The sequence below is a fragment of the Pinisolibacter sp. genome (assembly GCF_036782435.1).
Classification (GTDB): Bacteria; Pseudomonadota; Alphaproteobacteria; order Rhizobiales; family Ancalomicrobiaceae; genus CALBKH01.
On the sequence record NZ_DAIPZB010000049.1, the window covers coordinates 1 to 23,450 of the forward strand.

Consider the following 23,450-nt stretch of genomic DNA (forward strand, 5'->3'; position numbering starts at 1 on the left):
GGATCTTCACGTTGTAGTCGACCACCCGCTTCACGGGCACCAGGATCTTCATGGGCTTTTCCAATCAGAAAATCATCGAGGGTTCAGCTCGGTCGGAAGAGGGGGAGCCCTCAGAAGAACGCCTGGATGCCCGTCTGCGCCCGACCCAGGATCAGGGCGTGGACGTCGTGGGCGCCCTCGTAGGTGTTGACCGTCTCGAGGTTGGCGGCGTGGCGCATCACCTGATACTCGATCGAGATGCCGTTGCCGCCGTGCATGTCACGCGCCATGCGGGCGATGTCGAGCGCCTTGCCGCAGTTGTTGCGCTTGATGATCGAGATCATCTCCGGCGCCATCCGGCCCTCGTCGAACAGCCGGCCGACGCGCAGGGCCGCCTGGAGGCCGAGAGTGATCTCGGTCTGCATGTCGGCGAGCTTCTTCTGGTAGAGCTGGGTGGCGGCGAGCGGCTTGCCGAACTGCTTGCGGTCGAGGCCGTACTGGCGGGCCCGCATCCAGCAGTCCTCGGCCGCGCCCATCACCCCCCAGGCGATGCCGTAGCGCGCCCGGTTGAGGCAGCCGAAGGGACCCTTCAGCCCCGAGACGTTCGGCAGGATCGCGTCCTCCGGGACGACGACGCCGTCCATGACGATCTCGCCGGTGATCGAGGCGCGCAGGCTGAGCTTGCCGCCGATCTTCGGGGCGGAGAGGCCCTTCATGCCCTTCTCCAGCACGAAGCCGCGGATCTCGCCGTCGTGGGCGGCCGACTTCGCCCAGACGACGAAGACGTCGGCGATCGGCGAGTTGGAGATCCACATCTTCGAGCCGACGAGGCGGTAGCCGTCGGCGACCTTCTCGGCGCGGGTCTTCATGCCCGCCGGGTCGGAGCCGGCGTCGGGTTCGGTCAGGCCGAAGCAGCCGACCCATTCGCCGGAGGCGAGCTTGGGCAGGTACTTCTGCTTCTGCTCTTCCGAGCCGTAGGCCTCGATCGGGTACATGACCAGCGACGACTGGACGGACATCATCGAGCGATAGCCGGAATCGACCCGCTCGACCTCGCGCGCCACCAGCCCGTAGGAGACGTAGCCGGCGCCGGCGCCGCCGTAGTCGTCCGACACGGTGACGCCGAGGAGGCCGAGTTCGCCCATCTCGGAGAAGATGGCGCGATCGGTCTTCTCCTCGAGATAGGCCTCGGCGACGCGCGGAAAGAGCTTCTCCTGAGCGTAGGCGCGGGCGGTCTCGGAGATGAGGCGTTCGTCCTCGGTCAGCTGCTCGGTGAGGAGGAAGGGATCCTCCCACTTGAAGGGGGCAATCTTGTTGGGGGCCATGGTCGTTTCCGTTCGTTCTGCGTCAAGGGTGGGAATTCTCGAAGACCTCTTCGGCATGCTGCCGAGGGAAGGGGTGCAGGGGCATTCCGCCTCCGATGGTCCCGGCGTTCACCGCGCGACCGCGGATCGGGGCGGCGGCCGTCGTCATGCGTCGTCTCCGGTGTGGACGACGCCATCGATCTCGTCGCGGATGCGGCGGACGACGCCCGCCGCCATCGCGATGGTGGCGCCGGCCTCGTCGACCACCTCACCCTCGACGTGGATCGTCTTGGCGCCGCCGCCGCGGATCCGCGACCGCGCCAGCAGGCGTCCGTCGCGCACGGGCGCGACAAAATTGGTGGAGAGCTGCACCACCACCACGCGGCCGGTGAGCCGCCCGTCGACGAGGCGCACTCCGGCGAGCGAACAGACGCTGTCGAGCATCGACAGCACGACGCCGCCATGAACGGCGCCGTTGCGGTTGAGGTGATGCGGCCCGACGTCGAGCGCCAGTTCCGGCCCTTCCTCGGTCCAGCCGACGATGGCCAGACCGAGATGAGCGGCGAAGCCGGCCAGCGGCGGGTAGGTCGTCTTCTGGTCCGTCATCGGGAGGCCTTCGCGGTGAGGTCGGAAGCTCGGCGCGCGCGGCGCCGGACCCGGAGAGAGGATCGCGGGATCGCTCAGCTCGCCTTGACGAGCCCGCCCGCCAGGGTGACCCGCCGCAGATGATGAGCGGTGTCGCCGAAGGCGATCTCGATCATCGCGAGGCGGCGGAAGTGATGGGCGCCGAGATACTCCATCGTCATGCCGATGCCGCCGTGCAGCTGCACCGCGGTCTGACCGACGAAGCGGGCGGAGCGGTTGATCTGCACCTTGGCGGCGGAGATCGCCGAGCGCCGTTCGTCGGCGTCCTCGGCCTCGACCATCATCGCGGCGTAGAGCGCCATGGAGCGGGCCTGTTCGAGGGCGACGAACATGTCGACCGCCTTGTGCTGCAGGCTCTGGAAGGAGCCGATCGCCACACCGAACTGCTTGCGGGTGCGCAGGTATTCGACGGTGAGGTCGGTCAGCGCCCGCATCGAGCCGATCGCCTCGGCACAGACCGCGGCGATCGCCGCCTCGGTCGCCCGCTCGACGATCGCCACGCCGCCGCCGATCGGACCGAGCACGGCTTCCGCCGGCAGCTCGACGCCGTCGAGCGAGATCTCGGCGGTGCGTCCGCCGTCGTGCGCCGTGTGCGGCACGACCCGCAGTCCGGGCGTTCCGGCCGGCACCAGGAAGAGCGTGACGCCGTCGCCGTCGCGACGGGCGCCGGAGGTGCGCGCGCTCACGATCAGCAGATCGGCGGTGCCGCCGTGCTCCACCACGGTCTTGCGACCATCGAGGCGCCAACCGCCCGACGGGGTCGGGGTCGCGGTGGTGGCGACGTCGAAGAGGTCGTACCGGGCCCGGGCCTCGCCATGAGCCAGGGCGGCGCGCGAGGTGCCGGCGATCACCGCCGGCAGGATCGCCTCGCGCTGGGCGTCGTTCGCGGCCAGTCGCAGGGCTCCCCCGGCGAGGACGATCGCGGCGAGGAAGGGCTCGGGCGCGAGCCGGCGCCCGAAGGCCTCCATCACCAGACCGATTTCCACCGGCCCGCAGCCGAAGCCGCCGTCGGCCTCGGCGAAGGGCAGGCCGAGCACGCCGAGCTCGGCGAGCTCGGTCCAACGCGAGGCCGAGAAGCCGGCGGCTTCGGCGCGGGCCGCGATCGTCGCCTCGAGGGTCGGATAGGTGTCGGCGGCCCAGCGCTCGACGGTGTCCTTCAGCAGGGTCTGTTCTTCGGAGAGATCGAAATCCATGGGTTCAGCTCCTCACAGGCCGAGGATCGCCTTGGCGATCACGTTGTGCTGGATCTCGTTGGACCCGCCGTAGATCGAGACCTTGCGCGTGTTGAAATAGACGGGCGCCGCAGTGTCGGCCCAGGCGAAGGGGGCATCGAGGTCATCGAGACCGTCGCCGATACGCTCGCCGGAGAGGGCGGCCGGACCGGCCAGCTCGAGCAGCAGCTCGGTGGTGGCCTGCTGCAACTCCGAGCCGCGCAGCTTGAGGATCGAGGAAGCGGGATCCGGCTTGGTCGGATCGCGGGTCGCCTGGGCGGCGACCACCCGCATCTGGGTGATCTCCAGCGCCTTCAGCTCGATCTCCACCGCGGCGAGGCGCGAGCGGAAGTCGAGATCGTCCCACATCGTGCCCTCGCCGGCCGGGGTCAGCGGCGCCAGCCGCTTGATGCGGGTGATGCGCTCCTTGGACATGCCGATGCGGGCGATGCCGGTGCGCTCGTTGGCGAGCAGGAACTTGGCGTAGTCCCAGCCCTTGTTCTCCTCGCCGACGAGGTTCTCGACCGGCACTTCCACGTTGTCGAGGAAGACCTCGTTGACCTCGTGGCGGCCGTCGATGGTGATGATCGGGCGCACGGTGACGCCGGGCGTCTTCATGTCGATCAGCAGGAAGGAAATGCCGGCCTGCTTCTTGGCGGTCGGATCGGTGCGGGCGAGGCAGAACATCCAGTCGGCGTACTGGCCGAGGGTGGTCCAGGTCTTCTGCCCGTCGACCACATAGACGTCGCCCTTGCGCACCGCCCTGGTCTTCAGCGAGGCGAGGTCGGAGCCGGCGCCGGGCTCGGAGAAGCCCTGACACCACCAGTCGTCGAGATTGGCGATGCGCGGCAGGAAGCGCTGCTTCTGCGCCTCGTTGCCGAACTGGGCGATGACCGGGCCGACCATGAAGCAGTTGAACTGCAGCGGCAGCGGCACCGCCGCCTGCATCAGCTCCTCCATGAAGATGTAGCGCTGCACCGCGGTCCAGTCCTGTCCGCCCCAGGCGACCGGCCAATGCGGCACGGCCCAGCCCTTGGCGTTCAGGATCCGCTGCGAGGTGATGTAGTCCCGGTGGTCGAGCTTGCGGCCTTCCGACACCTTCGTGCGGATGTCGGCGGGAATCTCGGTCAGGAAAAAGGAGCGGACTTCCTCGCGGAAGGCGATCTCTTCGGGGGTGAAGCGCAGGTCCATCAGTTCGCTCCCGGGTGAATTTCGAAGAGGCCGGCCGCACCCATGCCGCCGGCGATGCACATGGTGACGACGGCGAAGCGCACGCCTCGACGTCGGCCCTCGAGGAGCGCGTGGCCGACCAGGCGGGCGCCGCTCATGCCGAAGGGATGGCCGATCGAGATGGCGCCGCCGTCGACGTTGACGATCGCGGGATCGAGGCCGAGGCGGTCGATGCAGTGGACGGACTGCGAGGCGAAGGCCTCGTTGAGCTCCCACAGGCCGATGTCGGCGACCGTCAGGCCCCGACGGGCGAGCAGGCGCGGCACCGCGAAGACCGGGCCGATGCCCATCTCGTCCGGCTCGCAGCCGGCGGTGGCGTAGGACCGGAAGGTGCCCAGCGGCTCGAGCCCGCGCCGCGCCGCCTCGTCGGCCGACATCAGCACGCAGGCGGAGGCGCCGTCGGAGAGCTGGCTGGCGTTGCCGGCGGTGACGTATTCGTCGGCACCACGCACCGGCTTCAGCGCCGCCAGCCCCTCGTAGGACGTATCGGGGCGATTGCCCTCGTCGCGCGCCAGCGTGACGGTCCGCCGGGAGACCTCGCCGGTCGCCTTGTCGGTCACCGCCTGCTCGACGGTGATCGGCACGATCTCGGCATCGAAGCGTCCGGAGCCTTGCGCGGCAGCGGTGCGCTTCTGGCTCTCCAGGGAGAAGCGATCCTGCGCCTCGCGGGAGACACCGTGACGCCGTGCCACGATGTCGGCGGTCTCGATCATCGAGGTGTAGACCGACGGCTTCTCGGCGGTCAGCCGGGGGTCGCGATAGAGTTCGCGATCGACCGGCTGGGTCAGGGTGATGGATTCGAGCCCACCGGCGACCGCGATCGGAACGCCGTCGCGGGCGATGCGTCCGGCCGCAGCGGCGACCGCCTCGAGGCCGGAGGCGCAGAAGCGCGAGACGACGGCGGCGCTCGCCGAGACCGACACGCCGGCGCGGAGCGCGGCATGGCGTGCGACGTTGCCGCCGGTCGCCCCCTCCGGGTAACCGCAGCCGAGGATCACCTCCTCGACCTCGTCGCCGGCGAGGCCGGCGCGATCGAGGCTCGCGCGGATCACGTGGGCGCCCATGGCGGCCCCTCGGGTCAGGTTGAGCGCGCCGCGTCCCGCCTTGGCGATGGCGGTCCGCGCAGTCGAAACGACGACGACGTCGACCATGGTCTTTTCCTCAGTGGGTTTCGGCGGGGCCGGCGAAGGTCGCGCCCTCGGCGGCGAGCCGGCGCAGCAGGGCCGACGGCTTCAGACCGTCGTCACCGGTTTCCGCCGCCATCTCGTCGAGGCCGGTGACGATGGTCGAAAGTCCGACGCGGTCCGCCCAGTGCATCGGACCGCCGGTCGATGCCGGCCAGCCGTAGCCGTTGATCCAGACCAGGTCGATGTCGCTCGACCGCGCCGCGATCCCTTCCTCCAGGATCTTCGCGCCCTCGTTGACCATCGGGTAGAACAGCCGCGCCAGGATTTCCGAGGTGGAGAAGGCGCGCCGGGTGATGCCGTGCTCGTCGGAGAGGCGCCGGATCAGCGCCTCCACGTCCGGGTCGCGCTCGCCTTTCCGGGCGCCGGCCGGATAGACGTGGAAGCCCCGGCCGGCCTTCTGGCCGAAATGCCCCTGCTCGCAGAGGGCGTCGGCGACCGGTGCTTTGCCGCCGGTCGCCTTGCGGTTGCGCCAGCCGATGTCGAGACCGGCCAGATCCAGCATCGCGAAGGGCCCCATGCGAAAGCCGAAGGTGGTGACCGCCTCGTCGATCTCGTGCGGCAGCGCGCCGGCGAGCAGCAATCGCTCGGCCGCCGCGCTGCGCTTGGCCAGAATGCGATTGCCGACGAAGCCGTGGCAGACGCCGACCACCACCGGCAGCTTGCCGAGGCGGCGCGCCAGATCGAGCGCGGTGGCGATCACGTCCGGAGCGGTCTTCGCCGCCCGCACGATCTCGAGCAGGCGCATGACGTTGGCGGGCGAGAAGAAGTGCAGACCGATCACGTCGGCGGGCCGCGCCGTGAAGCCGGCGATGGCGTCGACGTCGAGATAGGAGGTGTTGGTGGCGAGGATCGCACCCGGCTTGGTGATGCGATCGAGGGCGCGGAAGATCTCTTCCTTGACGCCGATCTCCTCGAAGGCCGCCTCGACGATCACGTCGGCCCCGGCCGCCGCTTCGAGCCCGACCGCCCCGCTCAACAGCGCGAGCCGCGCCGCCAGCGCCTCGGCCGTGAGCGAGCCGCGCGTCACCGAGGTCTCCCAATTGGCCCGGACGCGCGCGAGGCCGGCGTCGAGCGCCTCCTGCTTCTGTTCGATCACGGTGACGGCGATGCCGGCCTGGGCGAAGCACATGGCGATGCCGCCGCCCATGGTGCCGGCCCCGATCACCGCCGCGCGGGCGATCGCGCGCGGGCGATCGTCCTTGCCGACGCCGGGCACGCGCGCGGCCTGGCGTTCGGCGAAGAAGAGATGCCGCGCCGCCTTCGAGCGCGGATCGCGCAGAAGCGCCAGGAAATGCGCACGTTCGATCGCCAGACCTTCCGCGTAGGGACGGTCGAGCGCGGCGCGCACGGCGTCGACCAGCGCGGCGACGTCGGGCGTGTCGGGGGACTTCGCGAGGGCTGCGGCCGCGGCCGCCTCGAAGGCCTCGCGGTCGGCCGGGTCGGCGGCGACCGTGACGGTGGAGAGACGGCGCAGCGTGCCGCGATCGGCGATCTCGAGCGCGATCGCGACCGCGACGTCGAGGAGATCGCCCTGGGCGAGTGCGTCGACGAGACCGAGCGCGACGGCCTTCTCGGCGGCGATCGGAGCGCCGGAGAGCATGATCGAGAAGGCCCGGGTGGCACCGATCAGTCGGGGCAGACGCTGGGTGCCTCCGGCGCCCGGCAGGAGGCCGAGCTCGATCTCGGGCAGACCGACCGTCGCGCCGGGTGTGGCGATGCGGGCATGACCCGCCAACGCCAGTTCGAAACCGCCGCCGAGCGCGGCACCGTTCAGGGCGATCACCACGGGCTTGGCGCAGGCTTCGATCCGGGCGAGCACGTCGGGCAGAGCGGGAGGGATCGGCGGCTTGCCGAATTCCGTGATGTCCGCGCCGGCGACGAAGGCCCGCCCGGTGGCGGTGACGACGATCGCGCGAATGGTGGGATCGGCTTCGGCCGCCGCGACCGCGGTGACGAGATCGCTCCGCAGCCGGGCCGAAAGCGCGTTCACCGGAGGATTGTCGATGGTGAGAAGCGCGACGCCGTCGACGCTCCGTCTCGAGACCGTTTCCATGCGTCCTCCCGACGCGTTGAACTGTATAGCGGAATTGAAAACCGCATAAATTTGCTGAGCAGATGAAATGCGGAATGAGAAACCGCTTGTCAAGCCATATACAGGGCAATTCCTTCGGTTCGTTGGTTGATTTGTTCTGCAATGCAGAATCAATGTCTGTTTTTGTTGACAAGTTCGAAAGGCCGTGGCACTCGATGGACAGCCGCTGGTCAGCCGACGGACGCGAACGATGCGGGATACGACCCGTGCGAAACGGAGGAAGCGTCGAGCCGGGCGCTGCGGGCGGGGTCTCGACCGGGATCGTCGGCGACGTCGTCTTCTCGAGCCCGGCCTCGCAGGTCGATCTCGATCTCCCGCACGATCTCTACTTCGCCTGCGACGGACGCTCGTCCGCCGCGGAGCTCCGATCACTTCGCCGCGAAGAGGACCCGCCCCCATGTCGCCGACGATCCTGGTCGAGACCCCGCGCCCCCTTCGCGTTCGTGATCCCGCCGTGGGATAAGACCATCGAGATCACGAGAGACGAGAGGTCAGTCATGGCGGAGCATCATACAGACGTGGCCGATACCGACGACGATCCCCGGGAAGATCGCCACTTCGTCACGGCGTTGGCGCGGGGATTGGACGTCCTCTCGGCCTATCGGCCGGGTGAGACTTGGCTCGCCAACCACGAAATCGCCGAGCGTTGCCGCCTGCCGCGATCCACGGTGACGCGGCTGACCTACACGCTGACCAAACTGGGCTATCTCCATTTCGGCGAGGAGGTCGGCAAGTATCGACTCGGTAGCCGTCTGATGGCGCTGGGCACGGTGGCGCTCGGCGGGCTCAGCGTGCGTCAGATCGCGCGGCCGGCGATGCGCGATCTCGCCAACATGTCGAATGCCTCGGTCGGGCTCGGCGTGCGCGACAATCTCTCGATGCGCTACGTCGAGATCGCCCGGGGTCCGGCGGCGATCGCGCTCAACATCGACGTCGGCTCCCGCCTCTCGATGACCCGCAGCTCGATGGGCCGAGCCTTCATCGCCGCTCTGACGCCGGCGGAGCGCGATCAGCTCTTCCACGATTTGAAGATGCTCGATCCGCTCGCTTGGCCGAAGATGGAGAGCATGCTGAAGCGGGCGCTCGAGGAGTACGAGCAACTGGGCTGCAGCTGTTCCTTCGGCGATTGGCAGGAAAACGTCAGCGCCATCGCCCTCGGCTTCCGCCCCGGCGGCGGTCTGCCGCCGATGGTGATCAATTGCGGTGCGCCGACCGTGATCGCCTCGCCCGACTTTCTTCTGAAAACGGTCCGCCCGCGCCTCCGCGAAGTCGTCGCCGGCCTCGACGGGGTGATGGGGACGTGACCAGAATCACGGAGCTTCCGATGACGACTCTCGCCGATTTCGACCTGCCGCTTTCCGGTGTCCGCGTACTGGATCTGTCGCGTATCCTCGCAGGCCCCTGGTGTGCCCAGGTCCTCGGTGATTTCGGGGCCGACGTCATCAAGGTCGAGCATCCCCTCCGTGGGGACGATACGCGCGACTGGGGGCTCAGGACCGGGGCGACGACCACCTCTTATTTCGACGGGGTCAATCGCAACAAGCGCTCGATCGGCATCGATCTGGCCACCGCCGAGGGCCTCGCGCAGGTGCGCGCGCTGGCACGGGAGGCGGACGTCGTGGTGCAGAACTTCAAGACCGGGGGCGCAGAGAAGCTCGGGCTGGGCTGGGAGGATCTCTCCCAGGAGAACCCCCGTCTCGTCTACTGCTCGATCGCCGGCTACGGCCCCGGCCCGGAGGCGGAGCGCCCCGGCTACGATCTGCTGGTCCAAGGCGAGGCCGGGCTGATGGCCCTCAACGGCGAGGCCGGCCGTCCGCCTCTGAAGTTCGGCGTCGCGGCGGTCGATCTCTTCACCGGTCAATATGCGGCGCAGGCGGTGCTCGCCGCGCTCTTCCGCCGCGAGCGGACCGGCCGGGGCGGCCGCGTCGATCTGGCGCTCTTCGACTGCGGCGTGGCGCTGACCTCCTACTACGGGTTGGAGGCCCTGGTGCAGGGCGAGGATCCGCCGCGTTACGGCAACGCCCATCCCTCGATCGTCCCTTATGGGGTCTTCGAAGCCGCGGACGGTCCGCTCGTGATCACCGTGGGCAACAATGCCCAATACGACCGCTTCTGCAAGATCGTCCTCGCGCGTCCCGATCTGGCGACGGATCCGCGCTTCGCCACCAACCTCGAGCGCGCCCGCAACCGCGCCGCCCTGCTGCCGGAACTCGAGGGCGAACTACGCCGGCACACGCGGGCCGATCTCCTGCGCGCGCTCGGCGAGGCCGGCATCCCGGCCGGCGAGGTGCTCGGTCTTCATCAGGCGCTGACGTCCGAGCGCGCCGGCGTCGCCGGCTCGGTCGAGCGTCGCGGCGAGGCGGGCGCGGCGTCGCGCTGGTTGTTGGCGCCGCCCTACCGTGTCGACGGGAGCCGTGTTCCCATTCGCCTGTCACCTCCCGAATTGAACTCGGCACTCACTTCGGTGCAGTGGGGAAAATAAAATCGAATTGGTCCAATCCGTGAAAACCGGAGCGGTCGGAGTCGAATCGCGCCGGCTCCGTCCGTGGCTCGGCGCTCTGGTTCGGGCGGGGATGGCCACCTGCTCCTGTTCGTCCCACCAGCGTAGTTCGGCCTCGGCCGGCGGGATGTCGCCGATCGGCTCGAGGAGCCGGCGGTTGTTGAACCAGTCGACCCATTCGAGAGTCGTGATCGCCCTCGTGCTCGAAGGTCATCCTGACGCGCGGCCACGCACTTCCGGGGCGAACTTGTTCGCCGTCTTGCTCGTCATGGCTCCATCCTCTCGAGAGTTGGAGCCTCCGGCAAACCCGGCGCGGTTCAACAGTCAGAATGCCGAATAGACGAAAGGCTCGGCATGAAGACGATTTGGCGCGACGCCTTTTAGGCGCAACAGCCGACAGCTCACCTCTATGGCGTGCGGCGAGCCGAACGCATAGACGCGGTAAGCGCTCAAATCTTGAAAGTCCGCTGTAAGAACATCGGTGAGAAGGCCGAGACGGTCGGTGCGATTCAACGCTCCTCCTCCGACCACCGTATGACTGTAACGCAAATTCACCAAATCTTTGGTTGCCTGCTGCAGTTCTTGCCGGCCATAAATGTATTCAGCTGAGGAAAATCCGGCATAGATGTATATCGGATTCGGCATCCGGGCCTCGGAAATGGTCCGTAGCAAGGCTATGAGCGGCCCCAGTCCCGTATTGTTGGAAATACACAGGATCGGTGCAGGGCAGTTGCGACGAAGAAAAGCGGCACCCAACGGCCCTCGTAACTTCAAATTATTTCCAACCTTCAAGGTGTCCCTGATGTAGCGGGAGGCCTGGCCATGATAGTGAAGCTGGATGTCGAAACGCAAGGTGTCATCGGTCGGCATACTTGCCGCAGAGTACATTCTTACGATGTTGGATGGAAAAGTTACCTCAAAATACTGCCCGGCTGCGAATTTGACGGGCTTTCAGGACTCAGTGTCAGCCGTCTTATATGTTCCACCGGGGCGTCGACCGAGACGACACGGCCACGCGCCATCTGCGCCGGCAGCACCAATATGTCGGCCGGGTCAAGAATTTCGATCAAACAATCGGCGTTGGGCACAGTTTGACAGGCCAGGACAGACGCCATTTCACTGAAATGATATCCTACAGAAAGAAAATCCGGCACAGCCAACGAACATCTGCAGAGACCGCAGCGGCCGTCTTTGCAGCTATGTGAAATCGGTGCATTTTGGCGGATCAGCGCCGCGAGGATCGTCTCATCCGGCTGGATGTCGAGGACCTTTCGGCTCGGGATCAGCGTGAGCTCCATGATCACTCAGCTCGCCGGTTTGAGAAAAAGCTTGTAAATCAAATTGCGCAACCAGAAATTGCCGGGATCGCGATGCATGCGCCGATGCCAGCAAACGTCGACGTAAACCGTCGGCAACGTACCTGGAAATGGTAGGCTGATCAGGCCATACGGCGCTTCGAGGATGAGAGCGGCATCCTCAGGCAGAGTTGCGACCATATCCGTGGCCTGCAACGTTGGGCCGAGACTCAGGAAGTGCGGTACAGTAAGGCGAATGTTTCGGGATATGCCTTTGCGTTCCATCAACGCATCCATGTCGCCATGCCCCGTTCCTTGGGCAATAATCACGACATGTTCCTGTGCGAGATAATCGGATAACGTCCAAGCTGACTTTTTTGCCAGCGGGTGATTCTTCCGTACGCAGATGACGTGCTTTTCCTGCAATAGACGTCGAGAAAGGAAATTGCCTTTGAGCCGAGGCAATACGTCGATCGCAAGGTCGATCGTGCCCATTTCCATTTCTTCTCGCAAGTCCGAATTTCCCGGCCGAAGGGTCGTGAATCGTATCTTCGGCGCAATTTCCGCTGTCTTGGCCAAGATGCGTGGCAGCAGGTAGGCCTCCCCGATATCCGTCAAACCAAGCCGAAACAGTCGACGATCCGTCGCGGGGTTGAAGTCCGTCGGCTGGGTGAATGTCGCGTCGATCATCGCGAGCGCATAACCGATCGGTTCGGCGATTTGAGTGGCGAACGCCGTCGGCTCCATGCCTCCAGATGAACGAATAAAGAGATCGTCACCTGTCAGTTCGCGAAGTCTCTTGAGTGCATTACTGACGCCGGGTTGCGTCAGGCCCAAAGCTTCGGCGGCTGCCGAAACTTTTCGATCAACCATCATACGATGGAATATCCGAAGCAAATTTAGATCGAACTTCAAAATATCGATCATTTTCATGCTACCGAGCTGGCACGAACAAGAGTCTCAGGAAGAAAAAAATTTCGATTCCTATTTCCAGCCCAGGCTTCCATTCCGGTTTTGATGGGAGGGATGCGATGAGCGATCGTCGCCGTGGATTCGGGCATGCCGCCCGCAGCACACGGGAGGGGGCGAAGCGTGAAGAAAGCACAGAACCATCTCCCGTGCCGAGAGGCGCCGAGACACCGGGAGCGCAGGCGAGAGTGATGCTCCCGGCCGGAGGTTCTTCCATTTCGTTCATCGATCCGCATCACCGATTTCCCCCGCTCCGACTTTCGACCCTCGTCGAGAAGGTCGCCCGCCCGAATCCGGCCAACGCTACCCATATGAATAAAGAATACATTGAAAACGTGCATCCGACGTAAAATCCGAAGTGAGCGCAATACATTCGAGCCTCGCCGTCGGGATGGCAAGAGGGCGCCGAAATAACCGCCCGCTCGGCCTTCTTACTTCACGATCGTCTGAATGGCGGTGTATTCCAACAGCGCCTCGTCGCCGTTTTCGATGCCGATTCCGGATTGCTTGCGCCCACCGAAGGGAACGGACGGAGACAGGAACTGGGCCTTGTTGATCCAAACGGTCCCGCTCTCGATCCGTTCGGCGACCTTGGCCGCCACGTCGGTATCCTTGCTCCAGACCGATGCGGCAAGCCCGAATTCGCTGCTGTTCGCGCGCCGAATCGCGTCGTCGATATCGCGATATCGCAGCAGGGGAACGACCGGGCCGAAGGGCTCCTCGGTCACGACGCGGGCATCGTCGGGCGGATCGTCGACGATCGTTGGCGCGATGAAATATCCCGGCCCATCGAAATCGCCGGGCTCGGAAAGGAATTCGAGGTTGGCGCTCCGTGATTCCTCGATCAGTTCGCGGACACGCTGATACTGGAGCCGGTTCTGCACAGGACCGAGGCTCGTGCCCGGCTCCTCGCCGTTCGCCGGACGATGCGCTCGGGCAAGATCGGCCATGGCCGCCGCAAAGCGATCGTAGATGGCGTCATGGACGTAGATCCGCTTCGCAGCGACGCAGACCTGACCGCTGTTGCGGAATGCGGCCCAGAAAATCTTCTCCGCGACTTCGTCGACGTCGACGTCGGGCAATATGATTGCCGGATCGTTTCCACCGAGTTCGAGCGTGAGACGCTTGAGGTTGCCGGCGGCGCTACGCATCACCGCCCGGCCCGTGGCCGTCGAACCGGTGAAGGCGATCTTGTCGATTCCGGCGTGCTGCGAGATCAGGGGCCCCAGTTCATCGCCGCCAGAAACGAAATTGACCAGACCCGGCGGAAGAATGTCGAGCAATGCCTCGCCCAACTTGAGGGTCGACAGCGGTGTGAAGGGTGAAGGCTTCAGCACGACCGCATTGCCCGCCAGAAGTGCGGGTGCCAATTTCCATACTGCGAGGGTGATCGGAAAATTCCAAGGCGTGATCGCGCCGACGACCCCGATCGGCACGCGCCGAACCTCGATCTCGTGTCGATTGCCCTCGGTATATCGTTCAATCGGCAGTTCACGCGTGGCATAGTGCTTGAACCAGAGCGCGGCGCGTTGAATTTCGGCCTTTGCTTCCGCGAGAGGTTTGCCCTGTTCGCGGGTGAGCAGCAGGCTCAACGGCTCGGCAATCGATTCCATTCTGTCCGCGATCGCGTTCAACAGCGCGCTTCGGGTCGCGTGAGAGGAATGGCGCCAGCTGAGGAAGGCGTTGCGGGCGGCGCCGACGGCCGCGTCCAGTTGCTGCGGAGAGCAGTCCGGCGCCTGGCCAACTGAGGTTTCCGTCGCCGGGTTGACGACGTCGAAGGTCTTGTCGGCACTCGTCGTTCGCCCATCGATCACCATCTGGAAGTCGCGAAAGAAGTCGACCTCGTTGCTCTTCGCCATGGAGTCCTCGTGTCCATAGAGTCGTGCGGCATGCCGAACCGACTACCGATCGATCAAGACCTACGCCGGCGACTACTCGTCGCCGGCGTCGATATGGTGTGGGACACCGCGGGGCGCCGGGCCACCAGGCGATACGATCAGAGGAACGCGTTGAGGTTCTTGCTCAGCAGCGTGTTCTGATTGAGGTGGATAGTCCGCTGGACCAGCTTCAGACCGTCCGGCGTGCGACGCCAGAGGTCCTTGCGCTTGCCGACCTGGATATCCTCGTCGCTTTCATTGCGCCCACGGCAGAGCAGGAACGCGGAGTAGACGCGATATTCGCTCTCCGTTTCCGTCAGCTCCACCTCGACATTGCCGATGAGGTGCGTGAAGCGGGTGGCAGGGTCCTCGGACCAGGCCGTTCCCGTCTTCAGCCGGTCGAGACGCTTGAGCATGTCTTCGCGGTTGTCGTTGAAATAAGCTGCCCGCTTGAGATCCGCGATGATATTGCTCTTGTCCGCGCGGTATCGTGTCTCCATGTTCGGCATGAAATAGTGGAGATCCGGGGCAAGCATTTCGACCCACTCGTCGTAGCGCTCGGCATCCAGGAGCCTGGCTTCGCGGTAGAGCACTTGCTGGATCTCGACGACCAGATCGACCGCGGGAGCCGACAACGGCGCGATTTTTTGAGCCAGTTGGTTCATGTCATCCTCCTATACGCGATCGATCAAAGGCTCCGGAGCCCGTTGTGCAGGTCGCGGGTTTCGCGGCCCTTGAGACGATTGCCCTGACGGTCGGGAACGTCGTTCCAGCTTTCCGCGGTCATCAGGTCGAGCCAACGGCGGTGGAAGGCGCGCTGATTGGAATCTCCGAACTGTCCCCTGTAGATGATGCCGGGCAGTTCGGGGTGGTCGTCCTTGCGGCTGATGCCACAACGGTAGTGCAGCCGCCCCTGGCGGGTCACAAACCCCTTGTTGGTCGAGCAGCTGTTTTCCCAGTTCTCGCCGTCGTCCATCTCGAAGGTGCCGCTCGGACCGAAGGTCTGCATCACGCCCTTGGTGAGCTCGTCTTTGATTTCGTCGGGCATATTACGGTTGACGATGGTCCAGGTCCGCACTTCCGTCTTGTCGGGCCCCTTGGGCAACCAGGTGCGGAACGTCGAGATCCCGGGCAGGTAGGAAACATTCGGGAACACGGTTGCCGATGCGATCGAGCCGAAGATCGTGGAACGGAGCTTGCCCAGTCGCGCCTCGATCCGGGGCTTCAGTACCTGCATGAAGTATTCGGTCACTTTCGGGCGACCGAGCAGCATGATGTCACCGAAGCCATCCATGCCGAATTCATGACCATGGCCGTTGGCGCTCGCATGGAAGGTGTTGTGCAGATCCAACTCGGGAAACGCCATGCCACCCGTCATGGCCTTGGCACCAGAATCGTGGGACCAAGCGGCGTGATAGGCGTCGCCGATGAAGTTTTCCGCTGCCATCTTCCAGTTCATCGGAATGACGAACTTCATCGTCCCGCCGATGAGTTCCGAACCGCCATCATCGCTGTCCAGCATGCAGTCGAGATACCAGCGGTAATCGCCGAGATAATCCTCGAGGCTGGGAGCCGTCGGATCGAAAGTGGCGAAAATCAGCCCCTTGAAGGTCGCGACCTTCGCAACCGACTTCATGCCCCATTCGCTCTTGTCGATATCGCCCGGGTCGTAACAGCGCTCCTCGTTCATGCCCATGAGCTTGCCGGCCGTATCGAAGGCCCATCCATGGTAGTTGCAGACGAACCGCCGAGCATTCCCGCCATCCGCATGGCACACCTTGTTGCCACGGTGAGGGCAGGAATTGAGGAACACGTTGACCGACATGTCCTTCTGCCGGGCGACGATCACACCGTCCTCGCCCATATAGGTCGTGACGAAGTCGCCGGGCTTGGGAACCTGGGATTCATGGGCGACGAACAACCAGACCCGGGCGAAGATCTGACGCATCTCGGCTTCATAGATCGCCGGATCGAAAAAGACATCGCGGGAAACCCACCCCTCTTCCAAGTTCATGAGGGAGTTGTAGTCTCGTGGGGGACCAATTCGCTCCATTTTCATCATTATACTCCTTTTCGTTTCCTCACCAGTGACATCCCGGATGCTGTTCAGCCGGGAATGTAGGTCTGAGCCAGCGATCGCGCTTGCGCGGCCAGCAGGTAGGCGTCGAGGCCGACGGCGACCAATCGGGCACCTTCGGCAATCGACAACCTCAGCATTTCCGGATCACGGCTCAGGATTCCGGGCGCCTTTTTCGCTGCGCGAATTCGCCCGATGGCACCCAGAATCTCCCGCTGCATTTCGGGATGGCCGGGCTGGCCGAGATGGCCGAGCGACGCCGACAGGTCTGCAGGACCGATGAAGACACCATCGATGCCTTCGGTCTCCGCGATCGCGTCCAGGGCCTCCAGCCCCCTTCGGGTTTCGACCTGAACGATGATCGAGATCTGGGCGTTGGCTTGATGAAGGTACTTCGGGACATGTCCCCAGCGCGCCGCGCGCCCGCCACCGACTCCACGTTCGCCCTGTGGGGGGTACAGGCACGCACGGACGATCGCCGCCGCCTGTTCGGCGCTTTCGACCATCGGTACCAGAAGGGTCTGGATGCCGAGGTCGAGGTATTGCTTGATCACAAGGGGATCGGACGACGGAACACGCGCGACGGCATGGGTACGCGGGTAGCCGGAAATCGCGTGAACCTGCGCCAGCACGCTCTGCAGCGAATGCGGAACATGCTCGCCGTCGATGAGCAGCCAGTCGAACCCCGCGCCGGCGCAGATCTCGGCGCTCGACGGATCACCCAGCGACAGCCAGAGGCCGAACTGCGGCCGGCCTTCGAGAAGGGCCTGCTTGAGCGGATTGACGGGATTGTCCATGGCTGTCACCCGAACCGAACATTGATCGTGCCGAGAGGCCCGTAATCGGCGCAGAACTGGTCGCCGCTCGAGGCCGTCACCACGCGGGTGAAGGATCCGGCGAGCACGATCTCGCCGGCCGAAAGATGCTCGTCCCACGCACTCAGCTTTCGCGCGAGCCAGGCGATGCCGTTGGCCGGGTGATTGAGCACGCCGGCCGCGAGGCCGGTTTCCTCGACGGCACCATTCTTGTGAAGAATGGCGCCGACCCGACGCAGGTCGACGGCCTCGGGTCGCGCGGGCTGTGCGCCGAGAACGATCCCGCCGTTCGCCGCGTTGTCCGCGATGGTGTCGAGGACCCGACGCTGCGACCTGGTCTCGGGGTCTATCCGCTCGATCCGTGCGTCGATGATCTCCATCGCCGGCACGACCCAGTCGGTTGCGTTCAGCACGTCGAAGATCGAGACGTCGGGTCCACGCAGATCCTTCTTCAGGATGAACGCGAGTTCGACCTCGACCATCGGCGCGATGAAACGGCCGGGCGGGATGGTGCTGCCGTCCGCGAACAGCATGTCATCGAGCAGGACCCCGTAGTCGGGCTCCGTGATGTTGGCGACCTGCTGCATCGCGCGAGATGTGATGCCGATCTTGCGACCGATACTCCTGCGCCCTTCCGCCTTCTTCAGACGGACCCATTCACGTTGCACCCGATAGCTGTCCTCGAACTGAATGTCCGGGAAGCGCTGCGAGAACTGCTTTGCCTGGACGCGGGTTTTCTCGGCCTCGTTCAGTTCCTGGGCGAGCTTGCGAATCGTCGCTTCGTCAAGCATCGGCCGCCCCGTTCGGCTTCAGCAGATGCGTGCGCATGATGGGCAGCATGGCGTCCCAGCGCTGGATCTGCGCCCAGTGGCCACACCGATCGAGAACGGTGAGCTCCGCGCGCTGGAGGTGCTGGAGGAGATACAGACTCGCTTCGAGCGGCACGACGCGATCGTGGCGGCCGTGGACGAGCGCCACCTCATGCGGCATACGCGCGAGAGCGGAGGGCGGAACGATGAGCGCATCCATGCCGGTCTTCATCGACTCGAACATGACTTCCTGCACTCGGCGGACTTCGGGGTTGGTCGCGACCCTGAAGCGATCCTCGACGATCTGGTCGAAGTTCGGCACGACGCTCGGATCGTAGACGAAGCTCGAGATCAGTTCGCGATAACGTGGCAGTCGGGGGTCGGCGTAGAACGACAGCAGTCGCGCCATCTCGGGCGTGCGGTTCATCGGTGCGCCCGCCGGTCCCATCAGCACGACCTTCTCGAACCGCTCCGGCGCCTCGATCAGGAGATGCAGCGTGACCGCGCCACCCATCGAGTTGCCGACGATGTGCGCCTTCTCGATCCCCAGATGATCCATGAGTCCGAGGACCTGTTCGACGCGCATGCCCATCCAGGTCATGCTGTGCGCCGGCAAGGGGTCCGGAATATCGCTCTGGCCGAAGCCGATCATGTCGGGCGCGACGACGAAGAAATCCTTCGCCAGTTCGGGGAAGCAATGACGCCAGTTGGACGCGGCATGCGCGCCCGGACCGGCGCCGTGCATCAGGATGAGTGCCGGCTTCTCGGGATCGCCGGCAATCATGACATGGCTCTCGAAGCGGCCGGACGGCAGGCGCTTTTCGACGATGATGTCGCTCATCAATGTTCTCCTGTTGGGCAAGTCGAGGCTGGAACCGGCAGGACGGCTCGGCGAGTCAGAGTTCTTCCCCGCCGCTGACCGCCACGATCCCGCGAACACCCAGGCCACCATCGGTGTTGATGATTGCGCCCGTCGTCGCCGCCGAATTCGTGCTGGAGGCGAGCAACACATAGGGACCGCAATATTGCTCGGGCTTCGGCGAGATCTCGAGCGGCGTGATGCTCTTGAGCATGTCGTCCAGCGTTTCCATCTGAGCGAGGCTCTGTCCGGAGGTGCCGGTCGCCGACAGGCCGCTGAGCGAGGTCTTCATCCCGCCGGGGGCCACACCGTTCACGCGGATTTTCGGGGCGAGCTCGTGGGCGAGCTGCTTGACCACGCCGACGAGCGCGTGCTTCGAGGCCGTGTAGAGGGGGCCGCCACCGCCCGGGTAGAAGCCGGCGTTCGAGATCGTGACGATGATGTTGCCGCGTGTGCGCAGCAGTTCGGGCAGGGCCGCCCGTGCGCCGAGGAGCGCACCCTTGACGTTCACCGCCATCAGTTCGTCGAACGCGGCAGCGAGTTGCTCCCCGTCGTATTTCGCCAGCGGCAGGAAGAAATCGAAAATGCCGGCGTTCGCGATGAACGTGTCGAGCTTTCCGAACTTGGCAACCGTCCGCTCGACGGCCTCCTGGTTGCTGCCATAACTCGCGACGCTTCCGACGGTCACCTCGACCGAGGCGCCGAAATCACGGGCGAGATCCTCGGCCCGATCCTTGTTCGCTTCGAGAACGCCGACCTTGGCGCCTTCGTCGATGAAGCGCCGTACGAGCGCCCGCCCCAATCCGGAGCCCCCACCAGTGATCAAGACCACCGTGCCGACAAGCCAGCCCATAACTCCCCCGTCCGTTAGCGTTTCCCTGTCGTGCGCTTTCTTCTTTTCGAACGCGTGGGTGAACAGAATTCATCCCGGACGTCGTTCGCTGGATGTAGCGCTGTAGAGATGGTAGCGGCGGCTTTCGTGGGGAGTAAGCGGATCCGCCGAATACACGATATCATGCAGCGGAATAAGGCAGCGCCGGCGCCGATTTCGGGCGTCGTTCCGCCCTCATCACTGCCAGTGATGGTCATTAGTTCTGGCTGTGATCAAAGGATGGGTGCGGAGTATGCGTTTCATGACCTAGGCTCGATGCCCAAAATAAATCCGCGAACTTGACGGCTACGCTGTGGTCGGGCCGTCGCGACGGACAATTCGGACAACATCGGGAGGAGCAAGCATGTCGGCCGTTGCCGTTACCGAACTGGGCTACATGGGCATTTCAGTCAGTGACGCCCTCGCCTGGAAAGACTATGCCCGCGACATCGTCGGCATGGAGATCGTCGACGAGGGTGAGGGAGATCGCTTCTACCTGCGCATGGACTCCTGGCATCACAGGATGGTGGTCCATGTCGGCGATCAGGACGATCTGGCCTATTTGGGGTGGCGGGTCGCCGGGCCCGACGAACTCGATGCGATGGCGGCGAAGCTCGATGCGGCCGGCTACGCATATCGTGTCGCGAGCGCTTCCGAAGCCGCCGAGCGGCGCGTGCTCGGCCTGATCAAGCTCGCGGATCCGGGCGGAAATCCGACCGAAATCTTCTGGGGCCCCGAGCATACGTTGGGCCGTCCCTTTCACCCCGGGCGTCCGATGCATGGTCGCTTCGTCACGGGTGATCAACAGGGCTTCGCCCATTGCCTGCTGCGTCAGGACGACGATGTCGCCGCCTACAAGTTCTATCGCACACTCGGGCTGCGCGGTGGGATCGAGTATCATCTTCCGCTGCCCGACGGGGCGGTCGCCAAGCCCATATTCATGCATTGCAACGATCGCCAGCATTCGGTCGCCTTCGGGCTGGGGCCCATGCCGAAGCGCATCAATCACCTGATGATCGAATATTCGGATCTCGACGATCTCGGCATCGCGCACGACCTCGTGCGACAGCGCCAGATTCCCGTGGCGATGCAACTCGGCAAGCATTCCAACGACAAGGCGTTGACGTTCTACCACGCGTCGCCTTCGGGCTGGCTCTGGGAGCTCGGTTGGGGCGGGTCCAAGCCGGCTTCGCAGCAGGCCTACTACAAGTCGGACGTATTCGGTCACGGCTTGGAAGCTTCCGGCTTCGGGCTGGATGTGGATCTCGGTGCCGCGGAGTAGTCGCCGGCCGATCGCCTGCGTATGGCCTCTCGGGCGCGCCGCCGGCGGGACGTCATGGTCTCGGTCGGAGCGTCGGCAATCGGAGGCGCAGACGACAGGTCTGCGCCTCCGGCCGACAGGGGGCGGCAGCGGCGGCCGTGAGTCCATGTGCCCCGATCGAGGAAAGCTCCATGCGGTGTTTCGATTGCCACGAAAGTGAGAGAGATGAGTCGGATTGTTCAAACGGGACGTGAGGTCAGGCTCTGTGCGGCGAGCGACGTTCAGCCCGGTGAGATGTTGCGCGTCGACACGGACAACGGCCTATATCTGGCCGTGTTCAACGTCGATGGCGAATATTATGTGACGGACAATGTTTGCACGCATGGCGTCGCCATGCTGACGGATGGTTGGCTCGAAGACGAAACCATCGAATGCCCGCAGCACGGCGGCTGTTTCGATGTCCGTACCGGCAAGGCGACTGCGTTTCCCTGCGAAAAGCCGTTGAAGACCTACGCCGTCATTCGCGATGGCGACGATCTTCTCGTCGATGTCGGAGAAGGGAAATGAGAACTGCACGAATCGACATTGTCGGCGAAGGCCATTTCGAGGGGGAGCTTGGAAAAAATCTTCTGCGAGAAGCCCTTCGAAAGGGCTTGGGTTTCCCTTATGACTGCAATTCCGGTGGTTGCGGCACTTGCCAGTTCGAGCTCGTCGAAGGCGATGTCGCGGATTCGTGGGAAGATGCGCCGGGACTTTCCGCACGCGCCCGGTCGCGCGGCCGACGTTTGGCCTGCCAGAGCAAGATCTCCGGTGATTGCACGCTGAAGGTCCGTTTGAAGCCCGAATTCGTGCCGCTCAAAAGCCCGACCGTGCGATCGGTCCGGCTGGAGGGGCGGCAGGAATTTACGCGGGATATGGTGGAATATACGTTCCGTTGTGATGGCGAGGCGGATTTCCTGCCCGGCCAATATGCACTATTGCGCTTGCCGGGTGTCGTGGGCGACAGGGCCTATTCGATGTCCAATCGGCCGAATCCGGAGGGATTGTGGCGCTTCATCGTCAAGCGCGTACCCGGCGGCCGGGGCACGGCGGTTCTGGCGGAAAACCTTCGGATCGGCGACAGCATCGAGTTGGATGGACCCTATGGCATGGCCCATCTCCGTCCCGACGCGCCGCGCGACATCGTGTGCATCGGGGGCGGTTCGGGTCTTTCCCCGCTGAAGTCGATCTGCGCGGCCGCGGTTCGTGAGCCGCAACTTCAGGGACGCAGGATACGTCTGTTCTACGGTGCCCGCACGCCGTCCGACCTCTGTCTGGACCAAGCATTCGATGGAGATCCCTTGCTGCGCGACCGTGTCGAGATCATTCCCGTGGTCTCCGATTCGGCAAGCGACAGCGCATGGCATGGCGAGCGTGGCTTCGTTCACGATGCGTTGCGCCGCTGGCTGGAGAAAGCGGGGAATGCGAAAGATCACGAATATTACTTCTGCGGGCCGCCGCAGATGACGGATGCCGTTCGCGGCCTTCTGCAACTCGATCTGCGCGTGCCGGCCACGCAGTTGCATTCCGACCGCTTCGCATAGGGGCAAAATGAAACCTGTGCGCGGATGGTTCCGCGAGGTGGTCCCCATCCGGCGGGGACCACCCCGGTTGTTGGGGCTTTCCGGGCGAGGGAACACGCGCCTGCGAGCGCTGTTCAAGCCTTGCAATCGTGAGTCATCGCGCATATCAAGTTCATTCGTTCGAACTTTTTCGGTGTCGGATGAACCCCTCTCTGCTCGACGGCAAGGCCAACGGACATGCATTGCGGAGCGCTGAGACACGCGCACGGATGCTCGATGCAGCAATCGAGGTCTTCGGTGAGGTCGGTTTCAAAGCTGCGAGCACCCGGCAAATATCGCAGCGGGCCGATGTCAGCCTGGCCGCGATCGTCTATCATTTCGGCGGTAAGCGCGAACTCTACATCGCCACGGCACAGATGATCGCCGATCACGGCAGGGACCGGATCGCCGACATCGTCCGTCGACTCGCCGCGGAAGACCATCGCGATCCGGCCGACAGGATCGTCGAAGCCGTGAAGGTATTCGCTCGTCTCGTGGCCGATACGGGTACTCATTCTTGGACCCGCTTCTTCGCCCGATGCGAGCAGAATGCGGATGAAGCCTTTCGCATAATTCATGGAGCGCTGTTCGCTCCCTTCGAGCATGCTCTCGCGATCGCCGTGGCCGGGGTGGCCGGTGGAACATCCGCGGACGAAGAGATCCGCACGAGGGTCGCCATCCTGATGGCGGTCGTCGTCAGTCTACGAACCCATCGGAACACCTTACTGCGCAGCCTCGGTTGGGATCACCTCGACACCGGACGGTTGGAGCGGGTCGTTGCGATCATCGCGGATCTGGCGCGCAGCGACACGATCCTCGCGACGGTCGGATCACCGTCGCGAACGACCGCCCCACCGGAAAGATGAAC

Annotated in this window: 22 protein-coding genes and 1 pseudogene; 6 read left to right on the forward strand and 17 right to left on the reverse strand. The window is 64.6% G+C overall.

The annotated features are described in order from the left end of the window. Positions 1–110 precede the first annotated feature (110 nt). The 6 genes from V7Q42_RS17710 to V7Q42_RS17735 all read right to left on the reverse strand — a co-directional run bounded on the left by V7Q42_RS17710 (position 111) and on the right by V7Q42_RS17735 (position 7,609). The gene (locus tag V7Q42_RS17710) at positions 111–1,304 is read right to left on the reverse strand and encodes an acyl-CoA dehydrogenase (RefSeq protein WP_333825438.1); all 1,194 of its coding nucleotides are present in this window, start codon (positions 1,302–1,304) and stop codon (positions 111–113) included. A 144-nt stretch (positions 1,305–1,448) separates the two neighbouring features. Further along, on the reverse strand, positions 1,449–1,889 hold the full coding sequence (locus V7Q42_RS17715) for a PaaI family thioesterase (protein ID WP_333825439.1): 441 nt from the start codon (positions 1,887–1,889) through the stop codon (positions 1,449–1,451). A 74-nt stretch (positions 1,890–1,963) separates the two neighbouring features. Then, a complete protein-coding gene (locus V7Q42_RS17720; protein ID WP_333825440.1) occupies positions 1,964–3,121 on the reverse strand; it encodes an acyl-CoA dehydrogenase family protein in 1,158 nt (385 codons plus the stop codon). Between the two features lie 12 nt (positions 3,122–3,133). After that, complete coding sequence (locus V7Q42_RS17725) at positions 3,134–4,330, reverse strand: acyl-CoA dehydrogenase family protein (RefSeq protein WP_333825441.1); 1,197 nt, start codon at positions 4,328–4,330, stop codon at positions 3,134–3,136. Next, positions 4,330–5,520 carry an acetyl-CoA C-acyltransferase gene (locus V7Q42_RS17730; RefSeq protein ID WP_333825442.1) on the reverse strand — a complete coding sequence of 397 codons (1,191 nt, stop codon included), beginning with the start codon at positions 5,518–5,520 and terminating at the stop codon, positions 4,330–4,332. Before V7Q42_RS17730 ends, V7Q42_RS17725 begins: the two co-directional genes overlap by 1 nt. Positions 5,521–5,530: 10 nt before the next feature. Beyond that, entirely contained in the window at positions 5,531–7,609 is a 2,079-nt protein-coding gene (locus tag V7Q42_RS17735; protein WP_333825443.1) for a 3-hydroxyacyl-CoA dehydrogenase NAD-binding domain-containing protein, read from the reverse strand. Positions 7,610–7,683: 74 nt separating this feature from the next. Between V7Q42_RS17735 and V7Q42_RS17740 the strand changes: the two genes are divergently transcribed. Both V7Q42_RS17740 and V7Q42_RS17745 read left to right on the forward strand, forming a co-directional pair. Then, the gene (locus tag V7Q42_RS17740) at positions 7,684–8,952 is read left to right on the forward strand and encodes an IclR family transcriptional regulator (RefSeq protein WP_333825445.1); all 1,269 of its coding nucleotides are present in this window, start codon (positions 7,684–7,686) and stop codon (positions 8,950–8,952) included. Positions 8,953–8,972: 20 nt separating this feature from the next. After that, positions 8,973–10,130, forward strand: coding sequence for a CaiB/BaiF CoA transferase family protein (locus tag V7Q42_RS17745; protein ID WP_333825447.1), 1,158 nt, complete (start codon positions 8,973–8,975; stop codon positions 10,128–10,130). Here the strand turns inward: V7Q42_RS17745 and V7Q42_RS17750 are convergent. The 11 genes and pseudogenes from V7Q42_RS17750 to hcaB form a co-directional block, all read right to left on the reverse strand. Then, a pseudogene (locus V7Q42_RS17750) lies at positions 10,080–10,334 on the reverse strand (hypothetical protein); the annotation flags it as partial. The gene V7Q42_RS17745 and the pseudogene V7Q42_RS17750 sit on opposite strands and share 51 nt — an antisense overlap. A gap of 138 nt (positions 10,335–10,472) precedes the next feature. Then, positions 10,473–11,036 (reverse strand): hypothetical protein, encoded by a 564-nt coding sequence (locus V7Q42_RS17755; protein WP_333825449.1) that lies wholly within the window; start codon positions 11,034–11,036, stop codon positions 10,473–10,475. Positions 11,037–11,059: 23 nt separating this feature from the next. After that, positions 11,060–11,446: a 2Fe-2S iron-sulfur cluster-binding protein gene (locus V7Q42_RS17760; RefSeq protein WP_333825450.1), complete on the reverse strand. Its 387-nt coding sequence runs from the start codon at positions 11,444–11,446 to the stop codon at positions 11,060–11,062. 6 nt (positions 11,447–11,452) lie between these two features. Continuing rightward, entirely contained in the window at positions 11,453–12,376 is a 924-nt protein-coding gene (locus V7Q42_RS17765; RefSeq protein WP_333825451.1) for a LysR family transcriptional regulator, read from the reverse strand. A 467-nt stretch (positions 12,377–12,843) separates the two neighbouring features. Next, the gene (locus V7Q42_RS17770) at positions 12,844–14,271 is read right to left on the reverse strand and encodes an aldehyde dehydrogenase family protein (protein ID WP_333825452.1); all 1,428 of its coding nucleotides are present in this window, start codon (positions 14,269–14,271) and stop codon (positions 12,844–12,846) included. A gap of 137 nt (positions 14,272–14,408) precedes the next feature. Further along, complete coding sequence (locus V7Q42_RS17775; protein WP_333825453.1) at positions 14,409–14,954, reverse strand: 3-phenylpropionate/cinnamic acid dioxygenase subunit beta; 546 nt, start codon at positions 14,952–14,954, stop codon at positions 14,409–14,411. 23 nt (positions 14,955–14,977) lie between these two features. After that, positions 14,978–16,303, reverse strand: a complete 1,326-nt coding sequence (locus V7Q42_RS17780; protein WP_333825454.1) for an aromatic ring-hydroxylating oxygenase subunit alpha — start codon at positions 16,301–16,303, stop codon at positions 14,978–14,980. A gap of 92 nt (positions 16,304–16,395) precedes the next feature. Beyond that, entirely contained in the window at positions 16,396–17,163 is a 768-nt protein-coding gene (locus tag V7Q42_RS17785; protein ID WP_333825455.1) for an HpcH/HpaI aldolase family protein, read from the reverse strand. A 5-nt stretch (positions 17,164–17,168) separates the two neighbouring features. Further along, the gene (hpaH, locus tag V7Q42_RS17790; protein ID WP_333825457.1) at positions 17,169–17,972 is read right to left on the reverse strand and encodes a 2-oxo-hept-4-ene-1,7-dioate hydratase; all 804 of its coding nucleotides are present in this window, start codon (positions 17,970–17,972) and stop codon (positions 17,169–17,171) included. Further along, a complete protein-coding gene (locus V7Q42_RS17795) occupies positions 17,965–18,942 on the reverse strand; it encodes an alpha/beta fold hydrolase (protein ID WP_333825459.1) in 978 nt (325 codons plus the stop codon). The genes hpaH and V7Q42_RS17795 overlap by 8 nt, the downstream gene beginning before the upstream one ends. After that, positions 18,887–19,702: a 3-(cis-5,6-dihydroxycyclohexa-1,3-dien-1-yl)propanoate dehydrogenase gene (hcaB, locus tag V7Q42_RS17800; protein ID WP_333825461.1), complete on the reverse strand. Its 816-nt coding sequence runs from the start codon at positions 19,700–19,702 to the stop codon at positions 18,887–18,889. Before hcaB ends, V7Q42_RS17795 begins: the two co-directional genes overlap by 56 nt. A 382-nt stretch (positions 19,703–20,084) precedes the next feature. On the opposite strand from hcaB, the gene V7Q42_RS17805 reads away from it, so the two are divergent. From V7Q42_RS17805 to V7Q42_RS17820, 4 genes are all read left to right on the forward strand, one after another. Then, the gene (locus V7Q42_RS17805) at positions 20,085–21,002 is read left to right on the forward strand and encodes a VOC family protein (protein WP_333825463.1); all 918 of its coding nucleotides are present in this window, start codon (positions 20,085–20,087) and stop codon (positions 21,000–21,002) included. 273 nt (positions 21,003–21,275) lie between these two features. Continuing rightward, the gene (locus V7Q42_RS17810) at positions 21,276–21,548 is read left to right on the forward strand and encodes a non-heme iron oxygenase ferredoxin subunit (protein ID WP_442958226.1); all 273 of its coding nucleotides are present in this window, start codon (positions 21,276–21,278) and stop codon (positions 21,546–21,548) included. Beyond that, positions 21,545–22,564: a 2Fe-2S iron-sulfur cluster-binding protein gene (locus V7Q42_RS17815; RefSeq protein ID WP_333825468.1), complete on the forward strand. Its 1,020-nt coding sequence runs from the start codon at positions 21,545–21,547 to the stop codon at positions 22,562–22,564. The genes V7Q42_RS17810 and V7Q42_RS17815 overlap by 4 nt, the downstream gene beginning before the upstream one ends. Before the next feature lie 179 nt (positions 22,565–22,743). Further along, entirely contained in the window at positions 22,744–23,448 is a 705-nt protein-coding gene (locus V7Q42_RS17820) for a CerR family C-terminal domain-containing protein (RefSeq protein WP_333825470.1), read from the forward strand. The last annotated feature ends 2 nt before the right edge of the window (positions 23,449–23,450 follow it).

What these genes read in the sequence shown, in the direction of transcription:
- V7Q42_RS17710 (WP_333825438.1), bottom strand. Translation starts at nt 1,304, where the DNA reads ATGGCCCCCAACAAGATTGCCCCCTTCAAGTGGGAGGATCCCTTCCTC.
- V7Q42_RS17715 (WP_333825439.1), bottom strand. Translation starts at nt 1,889, where the DNA reads ATGACGGACCAGAAGACGACCTACCCGCCGCTGGCCGGCTTCGCCGCT.
- V7Q42_RS17720 (WP_333825440.1), bottom strand. Translation starts at nt 3,121, where the DNA reads ATGGATTTCGATCTCTCCGAAGAACAGACCCTGCTGAAGGACACCGTC.
- V7Q42_RS17725 (WP_333825441.1), bottom strand. Translation starts at nt 4,330, where the DNA reads ATGGACCTGCGCTTCACCCCCGAAGAGATCGCCTTCCGCGAGGAAGTC.
- V7Q42_RS17730 (WP_333825442.1), bottom strand. Translation starts at nt 5,520, where the DNA reads ATGGTCGACGTCGTCGTCGTTTCGACTGCGCGGACCGCCATCGCCAAG.
- V7Q42_RS17735 (WP_333825443.1), bottom strand. Translation starts at nt 7,609, where the DNA reads ATGGAAACGGTCTCGAGACGGAGCGTCGACGGCGTCGCGCTTCTCACC.
- V7Q42_RS17740 (WP_333825445.1), top strand. Translation starts at nt 7,684, where the DNA reads ATGAGAAACCGCTTGTCAAGCCATATACAGGGCAATTCCTTCGGTTCG.
- V7Q42_RS17745 (WP_333825447.1), top strand. Translation starts at nt 8,973, where the DNA reads ATGACGACTCTCGCCGATTTCGACCTGCCGCTTTCCGGTGTCCGCGTA.
- V7Q42_RS17755 (WP_333825449.1), bottom strand. Translation starts at nt 11,036, where the DNA reads ATGTACTCTGCGGCAAGTATGCCGACCGATGACACCTTGCGTTTCGAC.
- V7Q42_RS17760 (WP_333825450.1), bottom strand. Translation starts at nt 11,446, where the DNA reads ATGGAGCTCACGCTGATCCCGAGCCGAAAGGTCCTCGACATCCAGCCG.
- V7Q42_RS17765 (WP_333825451.1), bottom strand. Translation starts at nt 12,376, where the DNA reads ATGAAAATGATCGATATTTTGAAGTTCGATCTAAATTTGCTTCGGATA.
- V7Q42_RS17770 (WP_333825452.1), bottom strand. Translation starts at nt 14,271, where the DNA reads ATGGCGAAGAGCAACGAGGTCGACTTCTTTCGCGACTTCCAGATGGTG.
- V7Q42_RS17775 (WP_333825453.1), bottom strand. Translation starts at nt 14,954, where the DNA reads ATGAACCAACTGGCTCAAAAAATCGCGCCGTTGTCGGCTCCCGCGGTC.
- V7Q42_RS17780 (WP_333825454.1), bottom strand. Translation starts at nt 16,303, where the DNA reads ATGAACTTGGAAGAGGGGTGGGTTTCCCGCGATGTCTTTTTCGATCCG.
- V7Q42_RS17785 (WP_333825455.1), bottom strand. Translation starts at nt 17,163, where the DNA reads ATGGACAATCCCGTCAATCCGCTCAAGCAGGCCCTTCTCGAAGGCCGG.
- hpaH (WP_333825457.1), bottom strand. Translation starts at nt 17,972, where the DNA reads ATGCTTGACGAAGCGACGATTCGCAAGCTCGCCCAGGAACTGAACGAG.
- V7Q42_RS17795 (WP_333825459.1), bottom strand. Translation starts at nt 18,942, where the DNA reads ATGGTGGCCTGGGTGTTCGCGGGATCGTGGCGGTCAGCGGCGGGGAAG.
- hcaB (WP_333825461.1), bottom strand. Translation starts at nt 19,702, where the DNA reads ATGGGCTGGCTTGTCGGCACGGTGGTCTTGATCACTGGTGGGGGCTCC.
- V7Q42_RS17805 (WP_333825463.1), top strand. Translation starts at nt 20,085, where the DNA reads ATGTCGGCCGTTGCCGTTACCGAACTGGGCTACATGGGCATTTCAGTC.
- V7Q42_RS17810 (WP_442958226.1), top strand. Translation starts at nt 21,276, where the DNA reads ATGTTGCGCGTCGACACGGACAACGGCCTATATCTGGCCGTGTTCAAC.
- V7Q42_RS17815 (WP_333825468.1), top strand. Translation starts at nt 21,545, where the DNA reads ATGAGAACTGCACGAATCGACATTGTCGGCGAAGGCCATTTCGAGGGG.
- V7Q42_RS17820 (WP_333825470.1), top strand. Translation starts at nt 22,744, where the DNA reads ATGAACCCCTCTCTGCTCGACGGCAAGGCCAACGGACATGCATTGCGG.